The 23,655-nt window shown below is 42.5% G+C and carries 25 protein-coding genes, 1 tRNA gene and 1 pseudogene; 3 read left to right on the forward strand and 24 right to left on the reverse strand.

Annotated elements, in window-relative coordinates; translation table 11 throughout:
- The first annotated feature begins 169 nt into the window (after nucleotides 1–169).
- Nucleotides 170–2,245, forward strand: coding sequence for a glycogen debranching protein GlgX (gene glgX / locus NFS18_RS04860; protein WP_251388704.1), 2,076 nt, complete (start codon nucleotides 170–172; stop codon nucleotides 2,243–2,245).
- Nucleotides 2,246–2,344: 99 nt separating this feature from the next.
- Here the strand turns inward: glgX and NFS18_RS04865 are convergent, their stop codons facing one another.
- The 8 genes and pseudogenes from NFS18_RS04865 to NFS18_RS04900 form a co-directional block, all read right to left on the reverse strand.
- Complete coding sequence (locus NFS18_RS04865; RefSeq protein ID WP_251388522.1) at nucleotides 2,345–3,259, reverse strand: calcium/sodium antiporter; 915 nt, start codon at nucleotides 3,257–3,259, stop codon at nucleotides 2,345–2,347.
- A gap of 119 nt (nucleotides 3,260–3,378) precedes the next feature.
- On the reverse strand, nucleotides 3,379–4,170 hold the full coding sequence (locus NFS18_RS04870; protein ID WP_251388524.1) for an anti-sigma-I factor RsgI family protein: 792 nt from the start codon (nucleotides 4,168–4,170) through the stop codon (nucleotides 3,379–3,381).
- Nucleotides 4,163–4,645, reverse strand: coding sequence for an RNA polymerase sigma factor (locus tag NFS18_RS04875; protein WP_251388526.1), 483 nt, complete (start codon nucleotides 4,643–4,645; stop codon nucleotides 4,163–4,165). The genes NFS18_RS04870 and NFS18_RS04875 overlap by 8 nt, the downstream gene beginning before the upstream one ends.
- 21 nt (nucleotides 4,646–4,666) lie before the next feature.
- The gene (locus tag NFS18_RS04880) at nucleotides 4,667–5,209 is read right to left on the reverse strand and encodes a hypothetical protein (RefSeq protein ID WP_251388528.1); all 543 of its coding nucleotides are present in this window, start codon (nucleotides 5,207–5,209) and stop codon (nucleotides 4,667–4,669) included.
- An 89-nt stretch (nucleotides 5,210–5,298) separates the two neighbouring features.
- Entirely contained in the window at nucleotides 5,299–6,669 is a 1,371-nt protein-coding gene (locus tag NFS18_RS04885) for a sodium-dependent transporter (protein ID WP_251388530.1), read from the reverse strand.
- A gap of 257 nt (nucleotides 6,670–6,926) precedes the next feature.
- Nucleotides 6,927–9,098, reverse strand: coding sequence for an alpha-galactosidase (locus NFS18_RS04890; protein WP_251388532.1), 2,172 nt, complete (start codon nucleotides 9,096–9,098; stop codon nucleotides 6,927–6,929).
- Nucleotides 9,099–9,111: 13 nt separating this feature from the next.
- Nucleotides 9,112–9,936, reverse strand: a complete 825-nt coding sequence (locus NFS18_RS04895) for a carbohydrate ABC transporter permease (RefSeq protein ID WP_251388534.1) — start codon at nucleotides 9,934–9,936, stop codon at nucleotides 9,112–9,114.
- Nucleotides 9,937–9,948: 12 nt separating this feature from the next.
- Nucleotides 9,949–10,497, reverse strand: a pseudogene (locus NFS18_RS04900) (carbohydrate ABC transporter permease); the annotation flags it as partial.
- Between the two features lie 150 nt (nucleotides 10,498–10,647).
- Between NFS18_RS04900 and NFS18_RS04905 the strand changes: the two are divergent.
- Nucleotides 10,648–11,511, forward strand: coding sequence for an AraC family transcriptional regulator (locus NFS18_RS04905; RefSeq protein ID WP_251388535.1), 864 nt, complete (start codon nucleotides 10,648–10,650; stop codon nucleotides 11,509–11,511).
- A 129-nt stretch (nucleotides 11,512–11,640) separates the two neighbouring features.
- Nucleotides 11,641–11,713, forward strand: a tRNA-Thr gene (locus NFS18_RS04910).
- A gap of 81 nt (nucleotides 11,714–11,794) precedes the next feature.
- Here NFS18_RS04910 and NFS18_RS04915 read toward each other — a convergent pair.
- From NFS18_RS04915 to NFS18_RS04990, 16 genes are all read right to left on the reverse strand, one after another.
- Nucleotides 11,795–12,703: a mechanosensitive ion channel family protein gene (locus NFS18_RS04915; protein WP_251388537.1), complete on the reverse strand. Its 909-nt coding sequence runs from the start codon at nucleotides 12,701–12,703 to the stop codon at nucleotides 11,795–11,797.
- A gap of 66 nt (nucleotides 12,704–12,769) precedes the next feature.
- Entirely contained in the window at nucleotides 12,770–13,627 is an 858-nt protein-coding gene (pgeF, locus tag NFS18_RS04920; RefSeq protein WP_251388540.1) for a peptidoglycan editing factor PgeF, read from the reverse strand.
- A 61-nt stretch (nucleotides 13,628–13,688) separates the two neighbouring features.
- On the reverse strand, nucleotides 13,689–14,045 hold the full coding sequence (locus NFS18_RS04925) for a YraN family protein (protein WP_251388543.1): 357 nt from the start codon (nucleotides 14,043–14,045) through the stop codon (nucleotides 13,689–13,691).
- A 54-nt stretch (nucleotides 14,046–14,099) separates the two neighbouring features.
- Nucleotides 14,100–14,852, reverse strand: a complete 753-nt coding sequence (locus NFS18_RS04930) for a ribonuclease HII (protein ID WP_251388545.1) — start codon at nucleotides 14,850–14,852, stop codon at nucleotides 14,100–14,102.
- Nucleotides 14,845–15,390 carry a signal peptidase I gene (gene lepB / locus NFS18_RS04935; protein ID WP_251388546.1) on the reverse strand — a complete coding sequence of 182 codons (546 nt, stop codon included), beginning with the start codon at nucleotides 15,388–15,390 and terminating at the stop codon, nucleotides 14,845–14,847. Before lepB (NFS18_RS04935) ends, NFS18_RS04930 begins: the two co-directional genes overlap by 8 nt.
- A 32-nt stretch (nucleotides 15,391–15,422) precedes the next feature.
- Nucleotides 15,423–16,277 (reverse strand): ribosome biogenesis GTPase YlqF, encoded by an 855-nt coding sequence (gene ylqF, locus NFS18_RS04940; RefSeq protein ID WP_251388548.1) that lies wholly within the window; start codon nucleotides 16,275–16,277, stop codon nucleotides 15,423–15,425.
- Nucleotides 16,278–16,319: 42 nt separating this feature from the next.
- A complete protein-coding gene (lepB, locus tag NFS18_RS04945) occupies nucleotides 16,320–17,039 on the reverse strand; it encodes a signal peptidase I (protein WP_251388550.1) in 720 nt (239 codons plus the stop codon).
- 66 nt (nucleotides 17,040–17,105) lie between these two features.
- Nucleotides 17,106–17,453: a 50S ribosomal protein L19 gene (gene rplS / locus NFS18_RS04950; RefSeq protein ID WP_251388552.1), complete on the reverse strand. Its 348-nt coding sequence runs from the start codon at nucleotides 17,451–17,453 to the stop codon at nucleotides 17,106–17,108.
- Between the two features lie 222 nt (nucleotides 17,454–17,675).
- Nucleotides 17,676–18,533, reverse strand: a complete 858-nt coding sequence (trmD, locus tag NFS18_RS04955) for a tRNA (guanosine(37)-N1)-methyltransferase TrmD (protein ID WP_251388554.1) — start codon at nucleotides 18,531–18,533, stop codon at nucleotides 17,676–17,678.
- Nucleotides 18,533–19,036, reverse strand: a complete 504-nt coding sequence (gene rimM, locus NFS18_RS04960) for a ribosome maturation factor RimM (protein WP_251388556.1) — start codon at nucleotides 19,034–19,036, stop codon at nucleotides 18,533–18,535. The genes trmD and rimM overlap by 1 nt, the downstream gene beginning before the upstream one ends.
- Nucleotides 19,037–19,212: 176 nt before the next feature.
- Entirely contained in the window at nucleotides 19,213–19,443 is a 231-nt protein-coding gene (locus NFS18_RS04965; protein ID WP_251388558.1) for a KH domain-containing protein, read from the reverse strand.
- A 26-nt stretch (nucleotides 19,444–19,469) separates the two neighbouring features.
- Entirely contained in the window at nucleotides 19,470–19,715 is a 246-nt protein-coding gene (gene rpsP, locus NFS18_RS04970) for a 30S ribosomal protein S16 (RefSeq protein ID WP_251388561.1), read from the reverse strand.
- A 53-nt stretch (nucleotides 19,716–19,768) separates the two neighbouring features.
- Nucleotides 19,769–21,127, reverse strand: coding sequence for a signal recognition particle protein (ffh, locus tag NFS18_RS04975; RefSeq protein ID WP_251388563.1), 1,359 nt, complete (start codon nucleotides 21,125–21,127; stop codon nucleotides 19,769–19,771).
- Nucleotide 21,128: 1 nt separating this feature from the next.
- Complete coding sequence (gene ylxM, locus NFS18_RS04980) at nucleotides 21,129–21,479, reverse strand: YlxM family DNA-binding protein (protein WP_251388564.1); 351 nt, start codon at nucleotides 21,477–21,479, stop codon at nucleotides 21,129–21,131.
- 234 nt (nucleotides 21,480–21,713) lie between these two features.
- Nucleotides 21,714–22,382: a deoxyribose-phosphate aldolase gene (gene deoC, locus NFS18_RS04985; protein ID WP_251388566.1), complete on the reverse strand. Its 669-nt coding sequence runs from the start codon at nucleotides 22,380–22,382 to the stop codon at nucleotides 21,714–21,716.
- Between the two features lie 54 nt (nucleotides 22,383–22,436).
- Entirely contained in the window at nucleotides 22,437–23,639 is a 1,203-nt protein-coding gene (locus NFS18_RS04990) for a NupC/NupG family nucleoside CNT transporter (protein ID WP_251388568.1), read from the reverse strand.
- Nucleotides 23,640–23,655 lie beyond the last annotated feature (16 nt).

The raw sequence follows: 23,655 nt of genomic DNA on the forward strand, positions 1-23,655 counted from the left end.
AAATGACAGTATTATATAATTAATTCTGTATATATTGCCGATATATATATTATACAGGCGTTTCTGATATCCAGACCATCTTCAGAGACAGCCATTTAGGAGGTAAAACATGAACAACAAGGAACCGTTCACAATAACACAGACAACACCTCAAACAAAAGCGGAGAAAATGATCAATAAACTGAATCTTCCCCGCACCATACATATGGTCCCATTGGACATCATCAGCGGTTTTGAAGTACGTCCCGGATTCTATGAGATTAATGGTGCCACCGCTATTCCCGGAGGTGTTAACTTTACTGTATATTCTCATGGTGCAGCCTCTATTGAACTGCTCTTATTTCACCGGACGGAAGAGACGCCTTTTGCTGTTCTTCCATTTCCAGACCATTACCGAATTGGAAATGTATACTCCATGATCGTATTTAAGCTTAACATCGAAGATTTTGAATATGCTTACCGGGTAGACGGACCTTATGTTCCAGAGAAAGGTCTGATATTTAACAAAAACAAATATCTTCTGGATCCTTATGCCAAAGCGGTCACAGGTCAGAGTCAGTGGGGTGATACCTCTCCCCGCGGACAGCATTATAAAGCCCGCGTTGTAAAGGATGATTTTGACTGGGGTGATATAACAACGCCTCGTCTTCCCACAGAAGATCTGGTTATATATGAAGTACACGTAAGAGGATTTACCAGGCACGATTCTTCCGGTGTAGAGCACCCCGGAACTTTTTCCGGTCTTTTAGAAAAGCTTCCTCATCTTCTGGAACTGGGAGTCAATGTGGTAGAACTGATGCCGATCTTCGAGTTTGACGAGATGCAGGATTACCGGGAAATTGACGGCGAAAAGCTGTATAATTACTGGGGATATAATACAGTAAGCTTCTTCGCCCCCAACACCAGTTATTCAGCAAGTAAAGAATATAACCGTGAAGGCAATGAATTAAAACATCTGATCCAGGTTTTCAACCAGCATGGAATCGAGGTATATCTGGACGTAGTACTCAATCACACAGCAGAAGGGAATGAACAAGGACCTTTCTTTTCCTTCAAGGGCTTTGACAACAATATTTATTATCTGTTGACACCGGAAGGCCATTATTACAATTTCAGCGGCTGCGGTAATTCATTGAACTGTAATCATCCTATTGTGCGCCAGATGATTTTAGACTGCCTGCGTTACTGGGTCGTCACTTACCATATCAACGGCTTCCGTTTCGATCTTGCCTCCATCCTCGGACGCAATGAAGATGGTTCTCCAATGAACAAACCGCCGCTTCTGCAAGCCCTTGCTTTCGACCCGATCTTAGGAGATGTGAAGCTGATCGCCGAGGCATGGGATGCTGACGGACTCTATCAAGTCGGTTCTTTCCCGTCTTGGAACCGCTGGGCTGAATGGAACGGAAGATACCGTGATGATATGCGCAGATACTTAAAAGGAGACGAGGGAATGGCACATGCTGCAGCTTTGCGTATCGGCGGCTCCCGGGATATCTACGAACCAAGCACCCGGAAGAATGCTTCTGTTAATTTCTTCACCTGCCATGACGGTTTTACATTAAATGATCTATTCTCCTATAACACGAAGCACAATGAAAAAAATGGCTGGAACAATACCGACGGCGCCAATGACAACAACAGTTGGAATTGCGGAATCGAGGGCGACACAGACAATCCAGACATCCTGACACTCAGAAGACGGATGATGCGCAATGCTGTTACACTCCTTATGTGCAGCCGCGGTATACCCATGTTTCTTGCCGGAGACGAATTTTGCAACTCACAGTTCGGCAACAACAATGCATACTGCCAGGACAATATTACTTCCTGGCTGGATTGGAATCTGCTTGAAAAAAATCGGGCGATGTTTGAATTTTTCAAATATATGATCCATTTCCGCAAATCTCATCGTATACTGCGCACTAATGTCAGCAACGGTGCAAGCGGATTTCCGGATCTAAGCTTCCACGGCACTTCTCCGTGGTGCGGAAAATTTGCCGACTATGACCGATATGTAGGCGTAATGTTTGCCGGACAGGACCAAAGTTCTGGTCCCCAGACCATCTATATTGCCTCTAACGCCTATTGGGAAGATGTGCATGTAACGCTGCCTGCTCTTCCGGCTTCTATGTGCTGGCAGATTGCTGTAGATACATGGGAAGCACACCAGGAAATCCGCCCGCTGAACGGCGATCAGATTACTATTCGTGCGAGAAGTATCGTTGTACTGGTGGGAGAATAAGAATAAAAACTATAGTCTATACACTACAATATGCAATTTGGGACGCAGTAAATTATAATTTACTGCGTCCCAAATCATTGTTCTATTTATTTACTCAAATTATCTCACAATAATAAACACCATATATGCTGCATACATACCAACCATGACTGCTCCGTCCAGACGGCTGATTTCATTCCTTCTGCGGCACAAAATCAATGTTATGACCGTTGCGATAATCAAAAGCACTGTATCCTGCACTGACAGCGGATTAATCGGAATCGGGGAAATCACTGCTGAAAGTGCAAGCACCATCATAATATTAAACAAATTGGATCCAATCACATTTCCAATTGCCAGACCGTTCTCTCCTTTTCGTGAAGCAACTATAGAAGTCACCAACTCCGGTAAGGAAGTTCCCAAGGCAACAATTGTCAGACCGATCAGATTCTGACTCAGTCCGAATGATGCGGCAATCTTACTTGCATTGTCCACAACCAACTCTCCGCCGAATGCAATCGCCGCCAGACCTCCTACGATATATACTACACACCGCAGCGGTGAAAGCACCTCAAATTCCTCTGTACTCTGGATTCGGTTCACCAACGCATCTCTGATTGCCAGGCCTATAAATACAACAAATACACTCAGTAAAAAAAGACCATCTATCCGTCCCAGTTTCATATCAAATGCAATCAGTACAAACAGGGTTACCGTAACAAGCGCCGTAGCAAAATAATCCCACCGCAGTTTCACCTTAATTGGCAGAATCAATCCACAGGTTCCCAGAACTACCAACAAGTTAAATAAGTTGGATCCAATCACATTTCCCACTGCAATATCATTATTTCCAGCCATTGCAGCCGTCACGCTGACCGCCAGTTCCGGCGCGCTTGTCCCAAACGCAACAATTGTCAAACCGATGATAATACTCGGCACACGAAGCGTTTTCGCAACAGAAGAACTTGCCTCTACAAAATAATCTGCACCTTTAATTAACAGGAAAAATCCAGCCAGCAAAAGTAGATACATCATGATTTGATTCCTCTTTTCTTTTGTATTTCTCAAATAGTTTTATGCTTTGTGTCTTCATACACTGTGCAATATTATATCAGAACACAAAACAAAAATCTGCATTTTTTTGAAATATCTTTTTAATATCTGTTCCTCCCTTTATGTCTTCTCCCGTTTCCGTTTCCATGCTTTCGATTACAATTATTACCGGAACACAAATTATTATTCTCTTCATTCTGCACTTCTATTCCGTCCGCACCTTCCGACAGTTCATTTATCCAACTTCGGATCTGATGCATCGGAAGATCCTTTATCTCCTCCACTGTCACGGCGGCATCCAGTTGTTTCAATTCTAAAAATGCTTTGTATTTGCCAAGTGACAGCCCCGCCTCATGTGCGGCTTTTGCTTCCTCCGGATTGCAGGAACTACAGGTAACATTTCTGCTCGCCATCGCTGTACAGGATGTAATACCTGATATCATTTTCTCATTCGTCTTCTCATTTTCACCGGATACTGTAATCGAAACTGCCTGTGCATCTTCCAGATATTTCTCCTTTTCAAAACTTCCCAGCAACACCTCTATCGCATCTCTGTAATCCATATATCTCAAATCCAGTTCAGAAAGAAGAACCTCTCCATCTTTATTATAGCCTTTTTCCGATACAACTTTATCAAATCGGTTAATCCCAAGCTCTACTGATGGATTCACATCTACACTGACTGCAGAAACCGGTATCATAAAAACAGTCCATCCCCACACACTGATCATCAGAAAAAAGAAACATGCCATGACTGCTGCCATTCTCCATTGCATCCTTCGATACCCACATCCTTTTTCCTGCATCTTCTGTAAAACAGCATTTTTTGTATAGTCTTTCAGTTCTTCTTCTGCCTGTATTTCTCCAAAAGCCTGTTTTATATTTTCATGCAAATCCGTCACCTCCCAGCTGCTCCTTCAGCTTCTCTCTGGAACGCTTCAGAAGTGTATACACTGTATTGACATTTCTTCCCAACATTTTTCCGATTTCAGCCGCTGTATATTCTTCATAATAATGCAGATACACTACATCCCGGTATTTTTCCGGAAGTGAAAGAACAGCTTCCAGTATTTCACTATGTTCAGACTTCAATTCAACCGTCTGCGGCAGACATTCCTCCAAAGAAACGGTACGGCTCCTAAAAAAACTCTTCATCAAATCCTTACAGGCATTGACTGTCACGCGGATGAACCATGCCTTTTCGTGTTCTACATTTTCAAAAACAATAGAACTAAGGACATATTTCAAAAACACTGTCTGAAATATGTCCTCTGTATCTGCGTAATTTTTCAAATGAACCATACAAATCCGGCGAATCGTATCCGCATATGCGTCGACTGCCCTGTTCACTTCCGCCTCACTCCGCATTGTTATCCCTCTAAGAAATAATTATCTTCCATGTCTCCCATGGTGACCCATACCGGCTCCGCCGCCATTGCCCATTCCGGCTCCGTTGCCATAGCCCATTCCGGTTCCGTTACAATACCCCGTTCCGGCTCCATTTCCATTACCGTAATACTGGTCACAGCTTCCGTCATAAGCCGGATTTACACAAGCTCCATCTCCGTAAATACACACACCCTCATGCATTGTACCGCATACCGGGCATTGATTGAAAACTTCCTCTGTCACATATGTGACATTATCAGTCTCAACATTCTGTACACTATTTCCATTCTCGACATTCTGCACATCCTGTGCCACATTAGCATATCTCAGATTCTTGATATTTTGCGCAGCAGATCCCACTCTTAATCCACTCTGCCTCAAGCCTCCGCAGAATTTACCCATACACTCTGATATCCCGTAAAAATCACAGATGCCGTCGTTGTTTTGATCCACATAATTTCTGCCGCCTGCTGCAAATGTATTCATACTTCCGCAGAAAAGCACTCCGCACATCGTCAAAACTACCAATATTTTTTTCTTCATAGCATATTCCTCCATTGTTATCTGATCACTTATGTCTCTCTAATTATAATACGATCAGCACCTGCAAATCCTTTCATAAAGTAAAATTTTTATTTATTGAACATGGACCAATATCCCTGTACGAAGATAAATAATACAATTAACGGCAAAATATAAGACACATATACTCTTGCCCATTTCGGGAATTTGATACCCTCTCCGCTGTTCGCTTCTTCTGTAAACCTTTTCCATCCCCATCCGTAACGGCTGGTACAGAACAAAAGATACACAAGGCTTCCCAACGGCAGAAGATTATTGCTTACAATAAAGTCTTCAAAATCCAAAATTGTAGAACCTTCTCCCAACAGTTGTACACCGCTTAACACATTAAAGCCAAGCAGACATGGGAGCGACAGAATAATGATCGCAGCCAGATTACAGAGAACAGCCTTCTGTCTGCTGCATCCAGTCAGATCCATTGCAAAAGAAAGAATATTCTCGAACACCGCTATAATCGTAGATGCCGCTGCAAACATCATGCATAAGAAGAAAAGACTTCCCCAGATCCTTCCGCCGCCCATAGCGTTAAAAATATTCGGCAGCGTGATAAAAATCAAGTTCGGACCGCTGTCCGGATTGACTCCGAAAGCAAAACACGCCGGGAAGATGACCAATCCCGCAATCAATGCCACACAAGTATCCAGCGCTGTAATACAAATAGCTTCTCCTGTCAGGCTTCTGGACTTATTAATGTAGCTTCCGAAAATCGCAATTGCCCCGATACCAAGGCTCAATGTAAAAAAGGATTGTCCCATTGCCGCAAAGACAACTTCCATCAAACCTGCTTCCTTGATTTTACTAAAGTCAGGCAAGAGATAGAATTTCAGACCTTCTCCCGCCCCCGGCAATGTTGCGGAACGTACTGCAAGTACAATCATCAATACAAGTAAAAGAACCATCATTGCTTTTGTAATCTTCTCAACACCCTTCTGGAGTCCCCGGCTGCAGATTGCAAAACAAGCTGCAACAACAATCACCATACATAGCGCCATCAATCCCGGCTGCCCCATCAATGCACCGAACTCTCCCGCGACGCCTTCTGCATCAAGTCCTTCAAACTTTCCAACCGCCATCTTCACAAAATAGAGAAACATCCAGCCGCCGATGGTAGTATAGAACATCATCAGCAGATAATTCCCAGCCATAGCGCCATATTTATACCAATGCCACTTTGTTCCCTCAGGCTCCAGCTTGTCAAAAGACAGCGCTGCACTCTTCTGGCTTGCACGTCCCACTGCAAACTCCATAACCATGATCGGAAGTCCCAAAACCAACAGGAAGAACAAATAGATCAGCACAAAAGCCGCTCCGCCGTAAGCTCCTGTTATATATGGGAATCTCCATACATTTCCCAGACCGATCGCACAGCCTGCAGATATCAAAATGAATCCCAGCCGTGAACCAAACTTTTCTCTTTTCATCCTCATTCCCTCTCTTTAACTACTCATTCTTTAAAACAGTCCTTACCGTTCTTATTGCGAAAATATGTTACTGCTCACGGTCGAAATGCGCAGTTTATGTGCATTATATTATTTTTCCAATAACTATGATGATAAACACTGCTCGTTCTATAAGTACTATGGATACCAAATGATTTCCAAACCTTCTGGTATTTTTTTAGAACATAGCAAGTATACCTTATCTTCTCTTATTTGTAAATGGTTCTTTATACACTTCATCACGCATTCTCAGCATCAAAATGGAACTGCCATGCCTTATATTCCCCCATTACAAGTGGTACAGGATACCCAACATGCATCAGTACAGCACCACTGTAACACTTATTTGTCTCTTTACAATAGTACATTATATGGGGCTCTAACCCCTTCATGCGCACATAATTTGTAGGCTCATTCCCATGCGTGTCAAGTGTTACAATGTTTAATAAAGCCTCATCCTTCTTTTTACTCACAAAAGACCATGCCGCTGCTTCCACATCCTTTCCCGGAGTATGAAGTCTATAATAATCACCACCCCGTACTAATTTTTCATCTCTTTTATAAGTTCTGATTTGTTCTTTTACTTCCCGCTCCTCTTGGTCTGTTAAAAGGTTCAGGTCAAGTTCATACCCAAAACTTCCCGCCATTGCAACCACTCCTCTTGTTTTAAACTCAACTGTCCGTCCTGTCTGATGATTGGGCGCAGCAGAAACATGAGATGCCATTGTTCCCGGCGGATAACAGAATGAAGTACCATGCTGGATACGAATCCGTTCAATAGCATCTGTATCATCACTGCACCAGATTTGAGGCGTATAGTATAACATACCCATATCAAATCTGCCTCCGCCGCCACTGCATCCCTCAATAAGTATATCTGGAAAATTCTGGTTCAGCCGCTCAAGGAAATCATATACCCCCAATACATACTCGTGCATAATCTTCCCGTAATTCTGATACCCCTCTGTTATAGTAAATACATCACAAATACTTCGGTTCATATCCATTTTTATGTACTCTATATTTGCTGAACTGATTACCTTTACGATATTATCATAAATATAATCCACAACTTCCTTTCTGGAAAAGTCGAGTACAAGCTGGCTTCTGCCTCTTACCGGAAGCCGCCCCGGTATGACAAATGCCCAATCCGGGTGCTTTCGATACAGTTCACTATCCTCATTCACCATTTCCGGCTCAATCCATAACCCGAATTTCATATTAAGTTCATTGACTGCATCCGCAATCCTTGAAAGTGAACCTCCCAGCTTCTTTTCGTTAACTTTCCAATCTCCCAGACCGCTTTGGTCAGTATCTCTATTCCCGAACCATCCATCATCCAGAACCACCATATCAATCCCCAATTTTGCTGCCTTTCGGGCGATGTCTATAATTTTATCGCCATCAAAATCCATGTAAGCAGCTTCCCAGCTATTAATCAGAACCGGCCGCGCAGCATGCTTATATTTTCCACGACATACATGCTCCTGTATCAACTCATGGTAAATATGTGACAATGCAGTCAATCCTTTGGAGCTATAAGCAAGCACCGCCTCCGGACTGTAAAATGTTTCGCCCGGATCAAGAGAATAATCAAACATTTCATCGAGAAGTCCTATTTGTATCCTGGTCTGATGGTATTGATCTTTTTCCGCCTCAAAGGAAAAATTACCGCTGTATAAGAATGCCATCCCATAACAGGACCCGTAATCCTCTGTTGTTTCCTCACCTGCCAGAATAAAAAACGGATTGTGTTGATGACTGGACATCCCCCTCCGGCTTCCAAACTGTTGTTTTCCATGAATCACAGGAATTCGTTCCAAGTTTCTCTCCATAGTATGCCTGCCATAAAAATGTAAAAGTTCATGATTTCCGCCAAGAAAATCTATACAAGCACTATATACCTTATTGATAAATACTGTCTCATTTCCTTGATTACGTACAATTACACTTCTTGTAATAACATCAAGTTCAGGCAGCACGCCATAACGAAGCACAACTTCCAGACTCAATCTCTCATCCGTCAATATAATTTCCATAGTATATGCTTCTTTCTCATCCGTATAGACTGCCGGAAGTCCGGGAATATTATACTTCCCTGGTTTTGTGCTGTATTGCTGAAATCTCAAATCTACGCCAAAAACACCTTGCTTATCCCGGACATTAAATGCCGCGCTGCGGAAGTCCCCATTTCCGCAGCACGGATACTCCAGCGGAAAGACATCCATAGAAATAGTTCTGTTTTCCCCGGCATCATAAGGATTCCCTGAAAATCCCCGATCAGCATAGGTAAGTAAAAAACTCATATCCCCCTCCGCCTTCGGTCCATAATATAAATGAAGCAGAAATCCCATCTCATCTATTCCCATCTGATAAGTCGTATTTCTTGTATGCAATGTAATAAGTTCCATAAATTATCCCTTTCTATTTTCCCCCTGTCATTGCAACACCTTCAATAAACTGTTTCTGGAAAATCAGATACAGAATTACCATTGGCAGCATTGCAAATAAAGATCCTGCCATCAGTACCGGATAGTTTGTGCCTGACAGACTGTTTAATGTTGAAAGTCCGGCAGACAATGTAGTCGAATTGATATTCGTGTTCGCAACCAGAGGCCACATCAAATCTGCATAAGAAAATACTGCCGTAAACACAGTCAGAGCAGCCACTGAAGACTTCGTAAGCGGAAACATAACTTTTGTAAAAATCTGCCATCGGTTACACCCATCCAAATAAGCCGCCTCTGCAATCTCATCCGGAATTCCCATGTATGCCTGCCTTAAGAAGAATGTACCAAAGGCGCTCACCAATCCAGGAAATACAAGCGAAAGTATCGTATCCGTTATTCCCAACGCTGCCACCATTTCATACTGTGGAATGATAAAAATCTGTCCCGGAATCATCTGCTGTACAATTACAAGTGTAAACAGTATATTTTTTCCTTTAAAATTTATTTTTGCAAAAGCATATCCTGCCATAGAACTGAAAATTACCGCACATAATACGCGAAACAATATCATAAGACCTGTATTCAGGTACAGTTGACCAAAAGGAAGGAGGTCAAATACTTTTCCAAAAGAAGCAAAATTCCAATTTTGCGGCAGAATAGTTGGAGGTATCTGAAGTACCTCCGCATTTGTCTTAACTGCCGTAAGTAACATCCAGATAAATGGGAATACCATCATCAGCGACCCGATTATCAGGACAACATAAATCAATACGGTTGACAATGTTTTTTTCTTTTTCATGTCGTCTGCCTCCTATACTTCATAATTAACCCATTTTTTCTGTCCTAAAAACTGAACAGCTGTGATGATTCCGATCAACAGCACCGTTGCAATGACAATGGCTGACGCATACCCCTTATTGCCTTTAATGAAAGATTCTCTGTAAAACAGATAAATCAATGACTGTGATTTACTCAGTGCCGGGTTTCCTTCTCCAATCATCATGTAAATTAGATCATACACCTTTAATGAGGCCATTAATCGCATAATCAACACTACAAACAAAGTAGGAGATACCATGGGCAGCGTTATATATCGAAATTGCTGCAGCTTTGTACATCCATCCAGTCCCGCAGCCTCATAATAACTTTTTGAAATATTCTGAATCCCCGAAAGCAACAATACAGCATCATATCCAACAGCACTCCAAATTGCTACAATCGCAACTGTTGGAATCACCAGCTGCGGATTTGTCGTCCAGCCTGCATCAATATGAAATATTGTATTGATTATCCCATACTCTGAATTGAACATCCATCTCCACACCATAGCTACTGCCGCCGGAGCAACAACCAATTGTAGATATAGTTTAGCAATATAATGTATTTCTCTACATAGCTTCATGAACCTCATCTTATACCAAAATGCACTGCTTAAAAAAATGGTATACATTTAGGTGCATTTTGGTATATACTAAAAATAATTCTATTATACACTGGAGGATTATTCATTATGAAGCCGGGATTATTTTATCTTTTTCCAAATGAAAACTTTCTTGATCTAAACCCGTATCAGGCAGGATACGCCGACAATGATGGGGCTGCATCTTTCGGACCATGCACGAGAAACCATTATTTATTTCATTATGTAATATCAGGCGCAGGAACATTGATGACTGAAGACGAGATGAAATGCGAACGACATTTTCACATTCATACCGGGCAGGGATTTCTGATTTTCCCCGGGCAAGTCACGACATATTGGGCAGATAAAAACCATCCATGGGAATATGTCTGGATTGAATTTGACGGTGTCTATGCCTCGGAGGTTATTTCCATGGCCGGATTTTCTGTAGATTCTCCTATCTGGAAATCTTCCGATAAGATACTTGCCCGTAAACTTTGCGAAACCATGATGGCATTAGCTTCACCTGCAGAAGGCACACATTTTTATAAACAATCCCGATTATATGATTTTGCAGACTGCCTGATTCGCGCTACCGAAAAACCTGTCACTATTTTAAGCTCCAACGGCTCATTCTCCGACTATTATCTGCAAACTGCATTTTTATATATTGAAAAAAATTTTATGAACAATATCTCGGTAGAATCTATTGCTGCAAAATGCAATATACATCGAAACAAACTTTTAAAAATATTTAAAGAAAGAATCGGACAAGGGCCCCAAGAATATCTAATCAAATATCGGATGTCCCGGGCCGCACAGCTTCTGATCACCACCAATTTCTCTATAAATGAAATCGGAAATGCTGTGGGATATGAAAATCAGCTTCATTTCTCACGTACATTCAAAAATGTATATGGAATGTCGCCTAAATATTTCAGGGAACAAAAAATATCCAAAAAGTACTCATAATTCCTTCGGGCTGCGGGGAATTTCAGTGGAAGTTCAATACAATATACAGGTGTAGGGTAGGGGAAATTTTTATAAAAAAGTATTGAATTTTTTATATAAAGACGCTATAATAGAAAAGATCTGTTTTATGCCGAAATAGCTCAGTCGGTAGAGCACTTCACTCGTAATGAAGGGGTCGTCGGTTCAAGTCCGATTTTCGGCTTTCTATACAGATATTCCAAATTAAAAACAGCAAAAATTCAAAATACAGAATTTTTGCTACTTTTTTATATTCTCTATCTTTTTAATAATTCAGCTTATTGCCAGATTCCCGACTCATATGCACCTTCAACTGGTGATACGGAATCTCGATACCCTCTGCGTCAAACATAAGCTTTATGTCTTCCAGCACCTTCCATCTGGTCATCCAGTACTCCTCGGTTTTGACCCATGCACGGACGCCGATAATTACCGCGCTGTCGCCGAGTGAATCCACAAACACCCTGCACTCCTCTTCTTTGATGATATTTGCATTCTTCTCCAGCATTGTTTCCAACAAATATTTTGCTTTTTTCAAATCAGATTCATACGAAATACCAATCTTCAGATCTAACTGACGCTCATCCTTCGCCGTCACATTCGTCAGACTATTCCCCGTCAAAATTCCATTGGGAATGACGATCGTACGGTTATCCAGTGTAGACAGCTTTGTATAAAACACTTTAATTTCTTTGACCGTACCCTCATTTTTATTTGTATCTTCGATGATGTAATCGCCGACTGCAAATGGCTTCAAAACCAAAATCTGTATACCGCCTGCCAAATTGGACAGCGTTCCCTGCAGCGCAAGTGAAATACCAACGCCTGCCGCCGCAAATAAAGCCGTAATAGACGTCATTTCCATTCCCAGATTACCCGCCACGATAATGATCAAAAAAACATACAGTCCGAATTTTAACAGTGAATCCGTAAATTGTGCTACTCCGGCATCTGCATGAGTTCTTTCAATAGAAAGACGCACGCTTTTCCTGATAATCTGAATCACGATCCGTCCAACTGCAAAAATTAGCAAAGCGATCAAAAGACGGATTCCAAAGGACACCATGTCCGGGATATGATCCTGTATATACTGTATAAAACTATTCATCTCCGACTGCATTTCATTTACAGAAGCTTCCGCAGATTCCTGGATAATATCCGATGTTGTCTCCATATACAGTCTCCTTTCTGTTCCTTCCTAAGCTGTGCGCCACATTGCACAGCCACATGCCAATACATTTTACACTTCACTCTTTAATGATAAAAATGCTGCCAGATTCCCCCGCTTATCTCCCATCGTACGGTGTGAATACAATACATCACTGTTACAGTGTGTGCAAATATTTGTCACTGCAATATGTTCCTCTGTTATTCCCGTCTCTTTGAAAATAAGTTCGTTCGCTTTCCATAAATCCAACTGGTATCTGCCATTCGCTTTTCTGTAAAATAAGCTGTCCCAATCCTCTTCTTTGAAATTTGCACGGAATTGATCTATCACTTCTTCACTTACCTCGTAGCAGTCCTGACAGACAGACGGTCCCACAGCCGCCAGAATATTCTCCGGCTCACAGCCGTATTCTTTCTTCATCAACTCTACGGTTGCCTTACCGATCTTACCGACAGTACCTCTCCAGCCTGAATGGCTCAGTCCGATAACATGTTTCACCGAATCTAGAAAGAATAGCGGTACGCAGTCTGCATAAAACGTCACAAGGCAGATTCCCGGTACATTCGTCACCAGTCCGTCCACATCGGTATATTCCAACGGACGCAGGATTCCCATCCCCCGGTCAGCATCCGTTACTACACGCACATTGGTCGTATGAGTCTGTTGAGAAAATACCATATCCTCGCAGCGAACCCCAATTGCTTCTGCTATTCTGTGAAAATTTTCCCGCACATACTCCTCATTATCACCTCTCGTAAAACTCAAGTTCATAGACGCATAGCAGCCTTCACTTACACCGCCTAAGCGGGTAGAAAATCCATGCCGGACAATTCCGCTGTCCGCAAACATCGGGTATTCCAAATAAGGAACTCTCCCCTCTGCGAGCCGCATGCTATGCGATTGATTTTTCCACTTCAATTCTACTGCCATATTTTCCCCTTTTCTGATTCTTTCTGCAATCTATGTACAACCACAATTCTCTTCCCGCCTTCTAAAACAAACTGTTCTCTTCAAATGCGTTTTTAATCAAAGTGATTTTGCTGTCCTCAATCCCGATCACATCAAATCGGCATGGCACGTTATATAATCTGTGTCTTAACAGATAGTATTCTGCAGTCTTCCACAACTTCCTCTGTTTGTACACATCAACAGCTTCTACCGGACTACCTGTCATACGTCCCCTCCGGTACTTAACTTCACAAAATACAAGGTATTCTCCATCTTGTGCGATTAAATCAATTTCTCCCCGGCGGCAATGATAATTGTATTCCAAAATTCTGTAACCCTTCTGTTCCAGATAACGCCCCGCTATATGTTCGTACTTGCTTCCTATTTCTCTTTGGTTCATATGTTGTTTTTCTTCTATGATGACACATAACAGTCCAGCCCTCCAGCAGCACTGTTACACAAACTTTTTGATAAAGCTTTTTCTGTGAATCGGGGTCGGTCCCAATTCCTTCAATGCCTGAATATGCTCTGCTGAGCCATATCCCTTATTTTGTGCAAATCCGTAACCCGACAGAATCTTATCATACTGAATCATCAGCCGGTCCCTCGTTACCTTTGCCAAAATGCTCGATGCCGCAATGGATACGCTCTTTGCATCTCCTTTAATAATCGGCACTTGAGGAATCAATATCTCTGGAATGGTCACTGCATCATTTAACAGCACATCGGGAGTCATACCTAACTGCTCAATGGCAGTACGCATGGCTTCGTAAGTTGCCTGCAAAATATTAATCTCATCAATCCTTGCGGGAGATGCCATCCCAATTCCTGTAGCAACTGCTTTTTCCATAATCTCTTCGTAAAGTTCTTCCCGCTTTTTTGCTGAGAGCTTTTTGGAGTCATTGAGGTATAAGATTTCACAATCCTTCGGCAAGATCACTGCCCCGGCTACCACCGGTCCTGCCAGCGGTCCTCTGCCTGCCTCGTCAATACCGCAGATATAAGTACAGTCCGCATACTGGCGTTCATAACTCCACATCTGATCCAGCCTTGCCCGTTCTGCCCGGAGACGTTGTTCCTGCTTCTGATATTTTATGATCAGATTTCGGACTCCGGCTCTTTTATCTTCTGCATATTGTATATACAATGCTGCCCTATCCTCTGTCTGTTCAAACTCCTTCTTAATCTCGGAAATGCTCTTACTCATGCCTGATCACCCCAAATTTATTCAGCGGCCAGATACGGATCCATGCTCTTCCCAGCAAGTCTTCCCTATGAAGGACTCCAACACTTGGCTCACGGCTGTCAGAACTGTGATTTCGATTATCTCCCAGTACGAAGTATTCATCTTCTCCAAGAACAATCGGCTCCTCTGCAAGCCCCGCATTTTCCATCAGTTCATTGCCATAATGCTCATCCAACGGCTCTCCGTCAATATATACACAGCCTTCTACTACCTGAACAGTTTCTCCCGGCAAGCCTATAATACGCTTAATATAATAAGTATTTTCTTTATGTTGGTATGGAAATACAATAATCTCAAAACGTTCTGGTTCACGGAAACGATAAGAAATCTTATCTACGATCAGATTGTCTCCGTCATGCAGCGTTGTCTCCATGGATTGTCCGCTCACCTTAGTACGCTGTCCAACATAGGTAATGATCAAATAAGTCGCTCCGATAATAATCAGTAAAAAGACAATCCATTCCAGCAACTCTCTCAGAATTCCTTTTCCCTCTTCCATGTCAGTCTTCCTTCTTTCTGTTACCTTTTTATCTATTCTCCGGATTCCTCCGGAGTCTCCAGCGTGATTCTTCCCAGACGTCCGTTTCGGAAATCATCCAGCAAAAGCTTTGCCGCTTTCTCTGTATCCAATTCATTTCCTTTGACCAGGCAGTGTCTGCTCTTAGCAATACTGCGCAGATTCCCGAATCCATCCTCCACTTCCGCAATCTCATATTTTCCGGCAAGTATTCCGCTGTATTCCTTCACAAGGAACTTCGTCAGCTCTGCTGCCAATTCTTCTGTATGAAGAATCTCATCCTTAATGGATCCAATATAGGCAAGACGTAAGCCTACCACCTGATCCTCAAATTTCGGCCAGAGAATCCCAGGTGTATCCAGCAATTCCACATTTTTGTTCAGACGGATCCACTGTTTCCCTTTTGTGACACCCGGCTTATTGCCTGTTTTTGTACAGGCTTTTCCAGCCAGTGCATTGATAAATGTAGATTTCCCTACATTCGGGATTCCAACCACAATTGCACGTACCGGACGGTTCAGTATTCCCCGCCTTTTGTCCCGCTCAATTTTTTCTTTACAAGCTTCCTGAATCACACTGTTGATGGACTTGATTCCGCTTCCTTTCTTTGCATTCACTTTAACAACAGAAAATCCCATCCCTTTGAAATATTCCATCCATGCATCATTCCACTTTTCTTCTGCCAAATCTGATTTATTTAACAGAATTAATCTTGCTTTATTCTTTCCCAGCTCATCAATATCCGGATTCCGGCTGCTCAAGGGCACTCGCGCATCCACAAGCTCGATTACCAGATCGATCAGCTTCATGTTTTCCTGCATCATTCGTTTTGCTTTGGTCATATGACCTGGATACCACTGAAAATGCATTTCTTTCCTCCTGTCTTACTTCGCTCGCAATAGTCCATTGGACTACTTTACCGTATGCTTGTCAACAAAGCCAAAGTCCGGACCAAAATTGGCAACAAACCAGACTTTGCCGTAAATATCTTCCCTGTGAACATTCCCCACGTCTGCCATACGGCTGTCATCACTGCTCTCGTGATTGTCTCCAAGCACAAAATACTCGTTTTCCCCCAGTTCAATCGGCTTTTCCGCAACTCCCGGCGTAGTAATTTCATAGCAGTAAATATTTTTCACCAGAATTTCCCCATTGATATACACCTGTCCGTTCTTAATCTGTACAGTCTCTCCGGGTAGTCCCACTACACGTTTGATGGTATAATGTGCATTCTCATTCCCCCCTGGCTTAAAAGCGATAATCTCTCCTCGTTCAGGTTTTCTTGAATTATATACCAGGCGATTGATGAGCAGTACATCTCCATTTTTCAAAGCCGGACTCATGGCATCTCCCGCAATACTCACTCTCTGACCGAACGACAGCACCAAAATCACCGCAAGCAGGCAGACTACTACAATTTCTACTGTCCATCGTGTGATTTCCTTCGGATTCTGGGCAGCCAATTTCAATTTCTCCTTTGGAAAATGCAGCTGTAATCCATTCTTCTTATGCTTCCGGCGCAAATGTTTCCTTTTGCGTGCATTTGCACGTTTCACATTCTGTGTTCTTTTTTGTCTGTGTCCTTTTTTGTTTGCCGCTTTTCGCTTTTTATGAAGTCCCTTATCTGCCATTTAAACGCCTCTCTATAGAAAAAGAGACAATTTACAAATCTGTAATTGCCCCTCTCAATGTTGTTACTATTTTACTAATTCTTTTACTTTCGCTCTCTTACCAACACGTCCTCTTAAGTAGTTCAGTTTTGCTCTTCTTACTTTACCTCTGCGGACAACTTCAACTTTTTCTACGTGTGGAGAGTGAATCGGCCATGTCTTCTCAACACCAACACCATTGGATGTCTTTCTGACTGTGAAAGTCTCTCTGACTCCGCCGCCCTGTCTCTTCAGAACAGTTCCTTCAAAAATCTGAATTCTCTCACGGTTACCCTCTTTAATCTTAGCGTGTACTCTAACAGTATCACCAACTTTGAATTCCGGAGCATTCTCTTTGATCTGCTCAGCTTCAATGTTCTTAATAATATCGTTCATTGTGTGACCTCCTTAAATCTTTGACGTTCTTAACACTCGCCTGTTCGGTGCCAGAGGACCATCGCTCTTCTTTACACAAACAACTGTTGTATTTTATCACATTCCTCTGGAAGTTGCAAGAGGTTTTGAAACATTTGTTGATATTCAGTGACTATGAAGTTACTGTTCACGGTACCTTGCACCCCTCTGCAAGGCATCCAGCCCTCGCCGTCAGGCGACTTTTCAATGGGCTGAATCGTTACATATTTCTGCCAGCCACTTCTTTTCTTTATCTGTCAGATTACATTTTTCCAATAAATCTGGTCTTCTCTCCTTTGTCCGAAGAATAGACTGTTCCCGTCTCCACTTTTCAATATTTGCATGATGTCCGGACAACAAAATTTCCGGAACCTTTTTTCCATGCCATTCTTCCGGTCTGGAATACTGTGGATATTCCAATAAATTATCCTGAAAAGACTCAAACTCTGCTGACACATCATTATGCAGCACTCCCGGTACGAGCCGGGATATGGTATCTACCATAACCATCGCCGGAAGCTCACCTCCGGTCAGAACATAATCTCCGATCGACACATAATCCGTTACGATCTCCTCCAGCACACGTTCATCAATTCCTTCATAATGACCGCAGAGCAATACCAGATCCTCTTCCTGCGCCAGCTCTTCTGCCATCTTCTGAGTAAAGGTATCTCCTTGGGGAGAGAGATATACTACTCGAAGTTTTTTTTGTTTCTCACTCTTTGCCTCTGTCATCCCCACTTCACCGGACTGCATATTCTCCTGTTCAACGAAATCTGTTGTAGAGGTCTGTTCTCCGCCCATTTCTTCGGTCTGTTGCCATACCCGGATTTTTTCTTCCACTGCTTTGTAAGCCAGATACACCGGCTCTGCCTGCATCAGCATCCCGGCTCCCCCGCCGTATGGATAATCGTCCACACTTTGATGCTTGTTAAAGGCATAATCACGGATATTTACCGCTTCAATAGACAAAAGAGCTCTTGCTGCAGCACGCCCGATAATACTTGTATTCAGACCGTTCATCACCATTTCCGGGAATAAGGTCAATATATGAAAATTCATTATATCAGTCCCTCCAGCAAATGTACTCTCATTTCCATATTTTCCACATCTACATCTAAAATACAATCATGGATCGCCGGAATCAGCACCTCGCCCAGATTATCAAACTGTACCACGTAGACTTCATTTGCCCCGGTTTCGATCACATCCTGGAGAGTTCCCTGCTCGTCTTCGTCTGTCACAACCTTCATACCGATCAGATCAGCAATATAGTACTCGTCTTCCTCCAGTTCCACCGCATTTTCCCGGGTGACCAGCAGACTTTTCCCTTTGTACATCTCAATATCATTTATATTATCGATTCCTTTGAATTTTACAATAGCAAACTGTTTAAAAAACTTCACGCTCTGAATCTCCAACGGAATCTGCTCTTTTCCTGTATCCAAAATTACTTCTTTTAATTTCTTAAATCTTCCGGCATCATCAGTCGTAGGAAATACCTTGACTTCTCCCCGGATTCCATGTGTGGAAGAAATCACTCCCACCTGCAATAACTGTTCCATTCGTTTCTCCTGCTTTTCTCTAAATTAAATCTGTCGCTTACACGAACTTTCCTTACCCGTAGATAAAGATTTCACTTATATATTTCTACAGTTTAAGAAAGGAGCAGTCTTTCCAAATGGATTCCTGCCCCTTTTTCTGTTGCCATACAACACTTGAAACTTCTAGCCCCTCAAGTTCACTGCATAATGTCGACAACCACTTTTTTATCTTCTTTTGCTGCGGCTGCTTTTACAACAGCGCGGATTGCTTTCGCAATACGACCCTGCTTTCCAATCACTTTGCCCATGTCACCGTCTGCCACACGTACTTCGATGACTGTGGTTCTGCCGTCCTGTCTCTCTGTTACAGACACGCCGTCCGGATTGTCAACCAACGCTTTCGCAATTACTTCTACTAATTCTTTCATTTGCGCGTACCTCCACGGAAGGTCTATTATTTCTCGATACCTGCTGCTTTGAAGATTTTTCCAACAACCTCTGTCGGCTGAGCTCCATTGTTGAGCCATCTCTTAGCTGCTTCCTCGTCTACTTTAAATACGCTCGGATCCTGATTCGGATCATATGTTCCGATTTCCTCGATGAACTTTCCATCTCTCGGAGATCTGGAATCTGCTACTACGATTCTATAGAAAGGAGCCTTTTTCTGTCCCATTCTCTTTAATCTGATCTTTACTGCCATTTTACTGTACCTCTCTTCTTTCTTTTTTGATATAATTGTTGTAATTTTATATGTTAAAAGGGAAGATTAAATCTGCCTCTTTTACCACCCTTTCCGCCCATGAGTCCCGGAAGCTTTTTCATCATCTTCCGTGTTTCATTGAACTGCTTCACCATCCGGTTGACTTCGGCTATGTCAACTCCCGCGCCTTTTGCGATCCGGTGCTTCCTGGATGGATTGAGTAAGTCCGGATTCTGCCGTTCTTCCACAGTCATAGACTGTATCATAGCTTCCATCCGAGCCATCTTCTTTTCATTCTCCTCAGAATCCAGCTCCGGCATATTCTTGCCGCCCATAGCCCCAAGTCCCGGCATCATACCGAGTATACTGGAAAGTCCGCCCATCTTCCTCATCTGACTCATACTTTCCAGATAATCTTCATAGTCGAACTGAGCTTTCTTCATCTTCTGTGCCATCTGTCTGGCTTTTTCTTCATCCAGTTCTGCGCCGGCCTTTTCAATTAAGGTCAGCACATCTCCCATTCCGAGAATACGGGATGCCATCCTGTCCGGATAAAACTGTTCCAGATCAGACAGCTTCTCTCCCATACCGACATAGAGAATCGGTCTTCCGGTAACTGCCTTAATGGACAGCGCCGCACCGCCCCTTGTATCTCCATCTAACTTCGTTAAAATTACACCGTCAATTCCAATCTTCTCATGGAAACTTCCTGCTACATTAACTGCATCCTGTCCCGTCATCGCATCTACAACGAGAATTGTCTGATGTACATTCACCGCTTCTTTAATTTCCTGAAGCTCGGTCATCATGTCCTCGTCTATATGAAGACGTCCCGCCGTATCCAGGATCACAATATTATTCTTGTTTTTTACAGCGTGTTCTATTGCCGCTCTGGCGATATCCGCAGGTTTGATCTTATCCCCCATAGAAAATACTTCCACACCCTGCTTCTCACCGTTAATCTGAAGCTGCTTGATCGCTGCGGGACGATAGACATCACAGGCAGCCAGCAGCGGTTTCTTGCCTTTCAGCTTAAACTTCCCCGCCAGCTTCGCTGTTGTTGTTGTTTTACCTGCCCCTTGCAGACCAGCCATCATAATGACCGTTATCGCACTCCCCGGCTGCAGCGCTATCTCTGTTGTCTCAGAACCCATCAGAGAAACCATCTCTTCATTTACAATCTTAATTACCATCTGTCCCGGATTCAATCCATTCATCACGTCTTGACCGACCGCACGTTCCTGAACACTCTTGATAAATCCTTTCACAACCTTAAAATTGACGTCCGCTTCCAAAAGCGCCATCTTAACTTCCTTAAGCGCTGCCTTTACGTCCTCTTCAGTCAGCCTGCCCTTACTCCGAAGATTCTTGAACACGTTTTGAAGTTTTTCTGTTAAACTATCAAATGCCATTCTATAACTCCTCTATAATCAAATCCGAAATCTTTCGGATTCTTGCTGCCATTTCTTCCGGCTGCTGCCCGTTCTTCTCATACTCACTCAAAACTACATTGATTTCTTCTACATTTCTCTTAATGCTTAAAAATCTCTCCACCAGATGCAGTTTCTGTTCATATCCTTCCAGTGTCTTCTGACACCGCTTCACCAGATCATGTACACCCTGACGGCTGATACCCGCATCTGCTGCAATCTCGCTCAAGGATAAATCCTCCAGCACAAACTGCTCGTAAATTTCCTTCTGATGAGCATTGAGAAGTTCTCCATAAAAATCATACAGCAATGCCTGTTCCAAAATATCATTCACTTTTATCACCTCTGCTATCTTACACGAAAAAAGAAGTACTGTCAAGTATTTTTTCTTGACAGCACTTCTTTTTAGTAACAGTTCAGCCTTCGGCTTCCTGTTACAAGCATCAAGCCATGCAAAACCACTTCGTGGTGGCTTGATGCATCTCTACCTATACGTTATTTCACGGACTTTGCAGCCAGTGCAAAGTCCTGGGCTGAACTGTTACTCCTTTTTTTATACTATTACCTTTCAGTATCCGGTTCCGTTGTCTGTATTTTTCATAATCTTAATCAAACGGCTCGTTCCCAGTCTGTCTGCACCAAGGCTCATGAATTTTTCAGCGTCATCAAACGATGAAATACCGCCCGCAGCTTTTACTTTTACATCTTTACCAATATGTTTTCTCATAAGCGCTACATCATCAAATGTTGCCCCGCCTGTAGAAAATCCCGTAGAAGTCTTGATATATTCCGCCCCGGCATTTGTAACGATTTCGCACATTTTAATCTTTTCTTCTTCTGTAAGTAAGCATGTTTCAATGATTACTTTTAAGATTTTCCCGCCGCATGCTTCGTGAACCGCACGGATCTCATCTTCAATATCCTGATATCTCTTATTCTTAAGAGCGCACACATTGATCACCATATCAATCTCTTCTGCACCGTTCGCAATCGCATCTTTTGTCTCAAATACTTTTACTGCTGTTGTGCTGTATCCGTTCGGAAAACCAATCACTGTACAAATCGGCAGCTTACCATTTACATATTCTGCCGCTTCCTTTACATATGACGCAGGAATGCAGGCAGATGCCGTTTCGTATTTCATAGCATCATCAAGAATAACTTTCATTTCCTCCCATGTTGATGTCACACCAAGTAATGTGTGATCAACGATTTCTAATACTTTTTTCTGATCCATAGTAATTTCCTTTCTTTCTATCCGCATTTCATGCTCCCACAATTCTAAAATATCTTAAAATAACGAAACAATACTTACCAGTAAAGCACTGTTAATACTTACAAATACACCTGCGATTGTTGCTTTTACGATGAGGCGTGAAATTGTTCCTCTCTTATCCGGACAAAGAACACCAATCCCGCCGATACACATACCCATAGAAGAAATGTTTGCAAAACCACAAAGTGAAATAATCGCTACCAAACCGGTTCTGGCATCTAATGATTCAAGTAATGGCGCCAGATTGCCAAAAGCGATAAACTCATTAAGGATTAATTTCTGTCCTAGCAAAGTACCCGCTGTCATAATATCAGCCCCTTCAAATCCGAATAAAAACCCGAACGGCGCGAAAATATATCCAAAAATCTGTGACATACTGATTCCCACTACTCCAAGAATCATATCAAAGATCGCCATCACACCCATAAATCCTACGATAGACGCACCAATGGAGATGACCATCTGAATTCCGGTATTACATCCTTCTGAAAGGGCATCGATAACGTTTGTGTTATTTCCCTTATTGTCCATCTTAACCTCTGAAATAGATTCCACCTGTTCTGTCTGCGGACACATCACCTTTGATACCATGATGCTTCCGATCGGTACAAGAGCGCTTGCGATCAAAAGATTGCTCATCGGAATCCCCAGCGCCGAGTATCCGCCAAGGATAGATGCTGACATACTTCCCATTCCCGATACAAGAATTACAAAGATTTCACTATCCGTTAATCTTGGTAAATATTTTGCAACTAAAATCGGGCTGTCTGTATGGCCTAAGAACATATTTGCCACAGCTACAAATGTTTCAACTTCAGTAGTCTTAGTTACTTTACCAACTGCCTTGCCGATCCATTTAATAATGAATCCCAGAACGCCAAGATAATATAACGCGCTTACTAATGAAGATACAAAGATAATGTTGCCCAGGCTCTGTACAATAAATACATACATGCCTGTTGAACCGCCTGTGAAAAGATCGCCAAATACAAATTCAAGTCCCTCATTGCCGCAGTTGATAACGGCTGTTACAGCATCGGATAATACTGTTACGATTTTCTGTCCGATCGGAAGTTTTACAATAATGAATGCAATAATAAATTCTACCGCAAACATAATTCCAATATTTTTCCATTTGATAGCTTTACGGTTATAGGAAAGCAGCCAGCAAATCGCAAATACAAATACGAGTCCAAGTGCGTTCAACAAAATTTTCATTTTAATTTTCCCCGTT

Source organism: Mediterraneibacter agrestimuris (assembly GCF_943193195.1).
In the GTDB taxonomy this organism is placed as follows: domain Bacteria; phylum Bacillota; class Clostridia; order Lachnospirales; family Lachnospiraceae; genus Schaedlerella; species Schaedlerella agrestimuris.

Bases quoted from the DNA above. Each gene is read 5' to 3' on its own strand.
- glgX (WP_251388704.1), top strand. From the start codon at position 170: ATGATCAATAAACTGAATCTTCCCCGCACCATACATATGGTCCCATTG.
- NFS18_RS04865 (WP_251388522.1), bottom strand. From the start codon at position 3,259: ATGATGTATCTACTTTTGCTGGCTGGATTTTTCCTGTTAATTAAAGGT.
- NFS18_RS04875 (WP_251388526.1), bottom strand. From the start codon at position 4,645: ATGCGGAGTGAGGCGGAAGTGAACAGGGCAGTCGACGCATATGCGGAT.
- NFS18_RS04880 (WP_251388528.1), bottom strand. From the start codon at position 5,209: ATGAAGAAAAAAATATTGGTAGTTTTGACGATGTGCGGAGTGCTTTTC.
- NFS18_RS04885 (WP_251388530.1), bottom strand. From the start codon at position 6,669: ATGAAAAGAGAAAAGTTTGGTTCACGGCTGGGATTCATTTTGATATCT.
- NFS18_RS04890 (WP_251388532.1), bottom strand. From the start codon at position 9,098: ATGGAACTTATTACATTGCATACAAGAAATACGACTTATCAGATGGGA.
- NFS18_RS04895 (WP_251388534.1), bottom strand. From the start codon at position 9,936: ATGAAAAAGAAAAAAACATTGTCAACCGTATTGATTTATGTTGTCCTG.
- NFS18_RS04905 (WP_251388535.1), top strand. From the start codon at position 10,648: ATGAAGCCGGGATTATTTTATCTTTTTCCAAATGAAAACTTTCTTGAT.
- NFS18_RS04915 (WP_251388537.1), bottom strand. From the start codon at position 12,703: ATGGAGACAACATCGGATATTATCCAGGAATCTGCGGAAGCTTCTGTA.
- pgeF (WP_251388540.1), bottom strand. From the start codon at position 13,627: ATGGCAGTAGAATTGAAGTGGAAAAATCAATCGCATAGCATGCGGCTC.
- NFS18_RS04925 (WP_251388543.1), bottom strand. From the start codon at position 14,045: ATGAACCAAAGAGAAATAGGAAGCAAGTACGAACATATAGCGGGGCGT.
- NFS18_RS04930 (WP_251388545.1), bottom strand. From the start codon at position 14,852: ATGAGTAAGAGCATTTCCGAGATTAAGAAGGAGTTTGAACAGACAGAG.
- lepB (WP_251388546.1), bottom strand. From the start codon at position 15,390: ATGGAAGAGGGAAAAGGAATTCTGAGAGAGTTGCTGGAATGGATTGTC.
- ylqF (WP_251388548.1), bottom strand. From the start codon at position 16,277: ATGCATTTTCAGTGGTATCCAGGTCATATGACCAAAGCAAAACGAATG.
- lepB (WP_251388550.1), bottom strand. From the start codon at position 17,039: ATGGCAGATAAGGGACTTCATAAAAAGCGAAAAGCGGCAAACAAAAAA.
- rplS (WP_251388552.1), bottom strand. From the start codon at position 17,453: ATGAACGATATTATTAAGAACATTGAAGCTGAGCAGATCAAAGAGAAT.
- trmD (WP_251388554.1), bottom strand. From the start codon at position 18,533: ATGAATTTTCATATATTGACCTTATTCCCGGAAATGGTGATGAACGGT.
- rimM (WP_251388556.1), bottom strand. From the start codon at position 19,036: ATGGAACAGTTATTGCAGGTGGGAGTGATTTCTTCCACACATGGAATC.
- NFS18_RS04965 (WP_251388558.1), bottom strand. From the start codon at position 19,443: ATGAAAGAATTAGTAGAAGTAATTGCGAAAGCGTTGGTTGACAATCCG.
- rpsP (WP_251388561.1), bottom strand. From the start codon at position 19,715: ATGGCAGTAAAGATCAGATTAAAGAGAATGGGACAGAAAAAGGCTCCT.
- ffh (WP_251388563.1), bottom strand. From the start codon at position 21,127: ATGGCATTTGATAGTTTAACAGAAAAACTTCAAAACGTGTTCAAGAAT.
- deoC (WP_251388566.1), bottom strand. From the start codon at position 22,382: ATGGATCAGAAAAAAGTATTAGAAATCGTTGATCACACATTACTTGGT.
- NFS18_RS04990 (WP_251388568.1), bottom strand. From the start codon at position 23,639: ATGAAAATTTTGTTGAACGCACTTGGACTCGTATTTGTATTTGCGATT.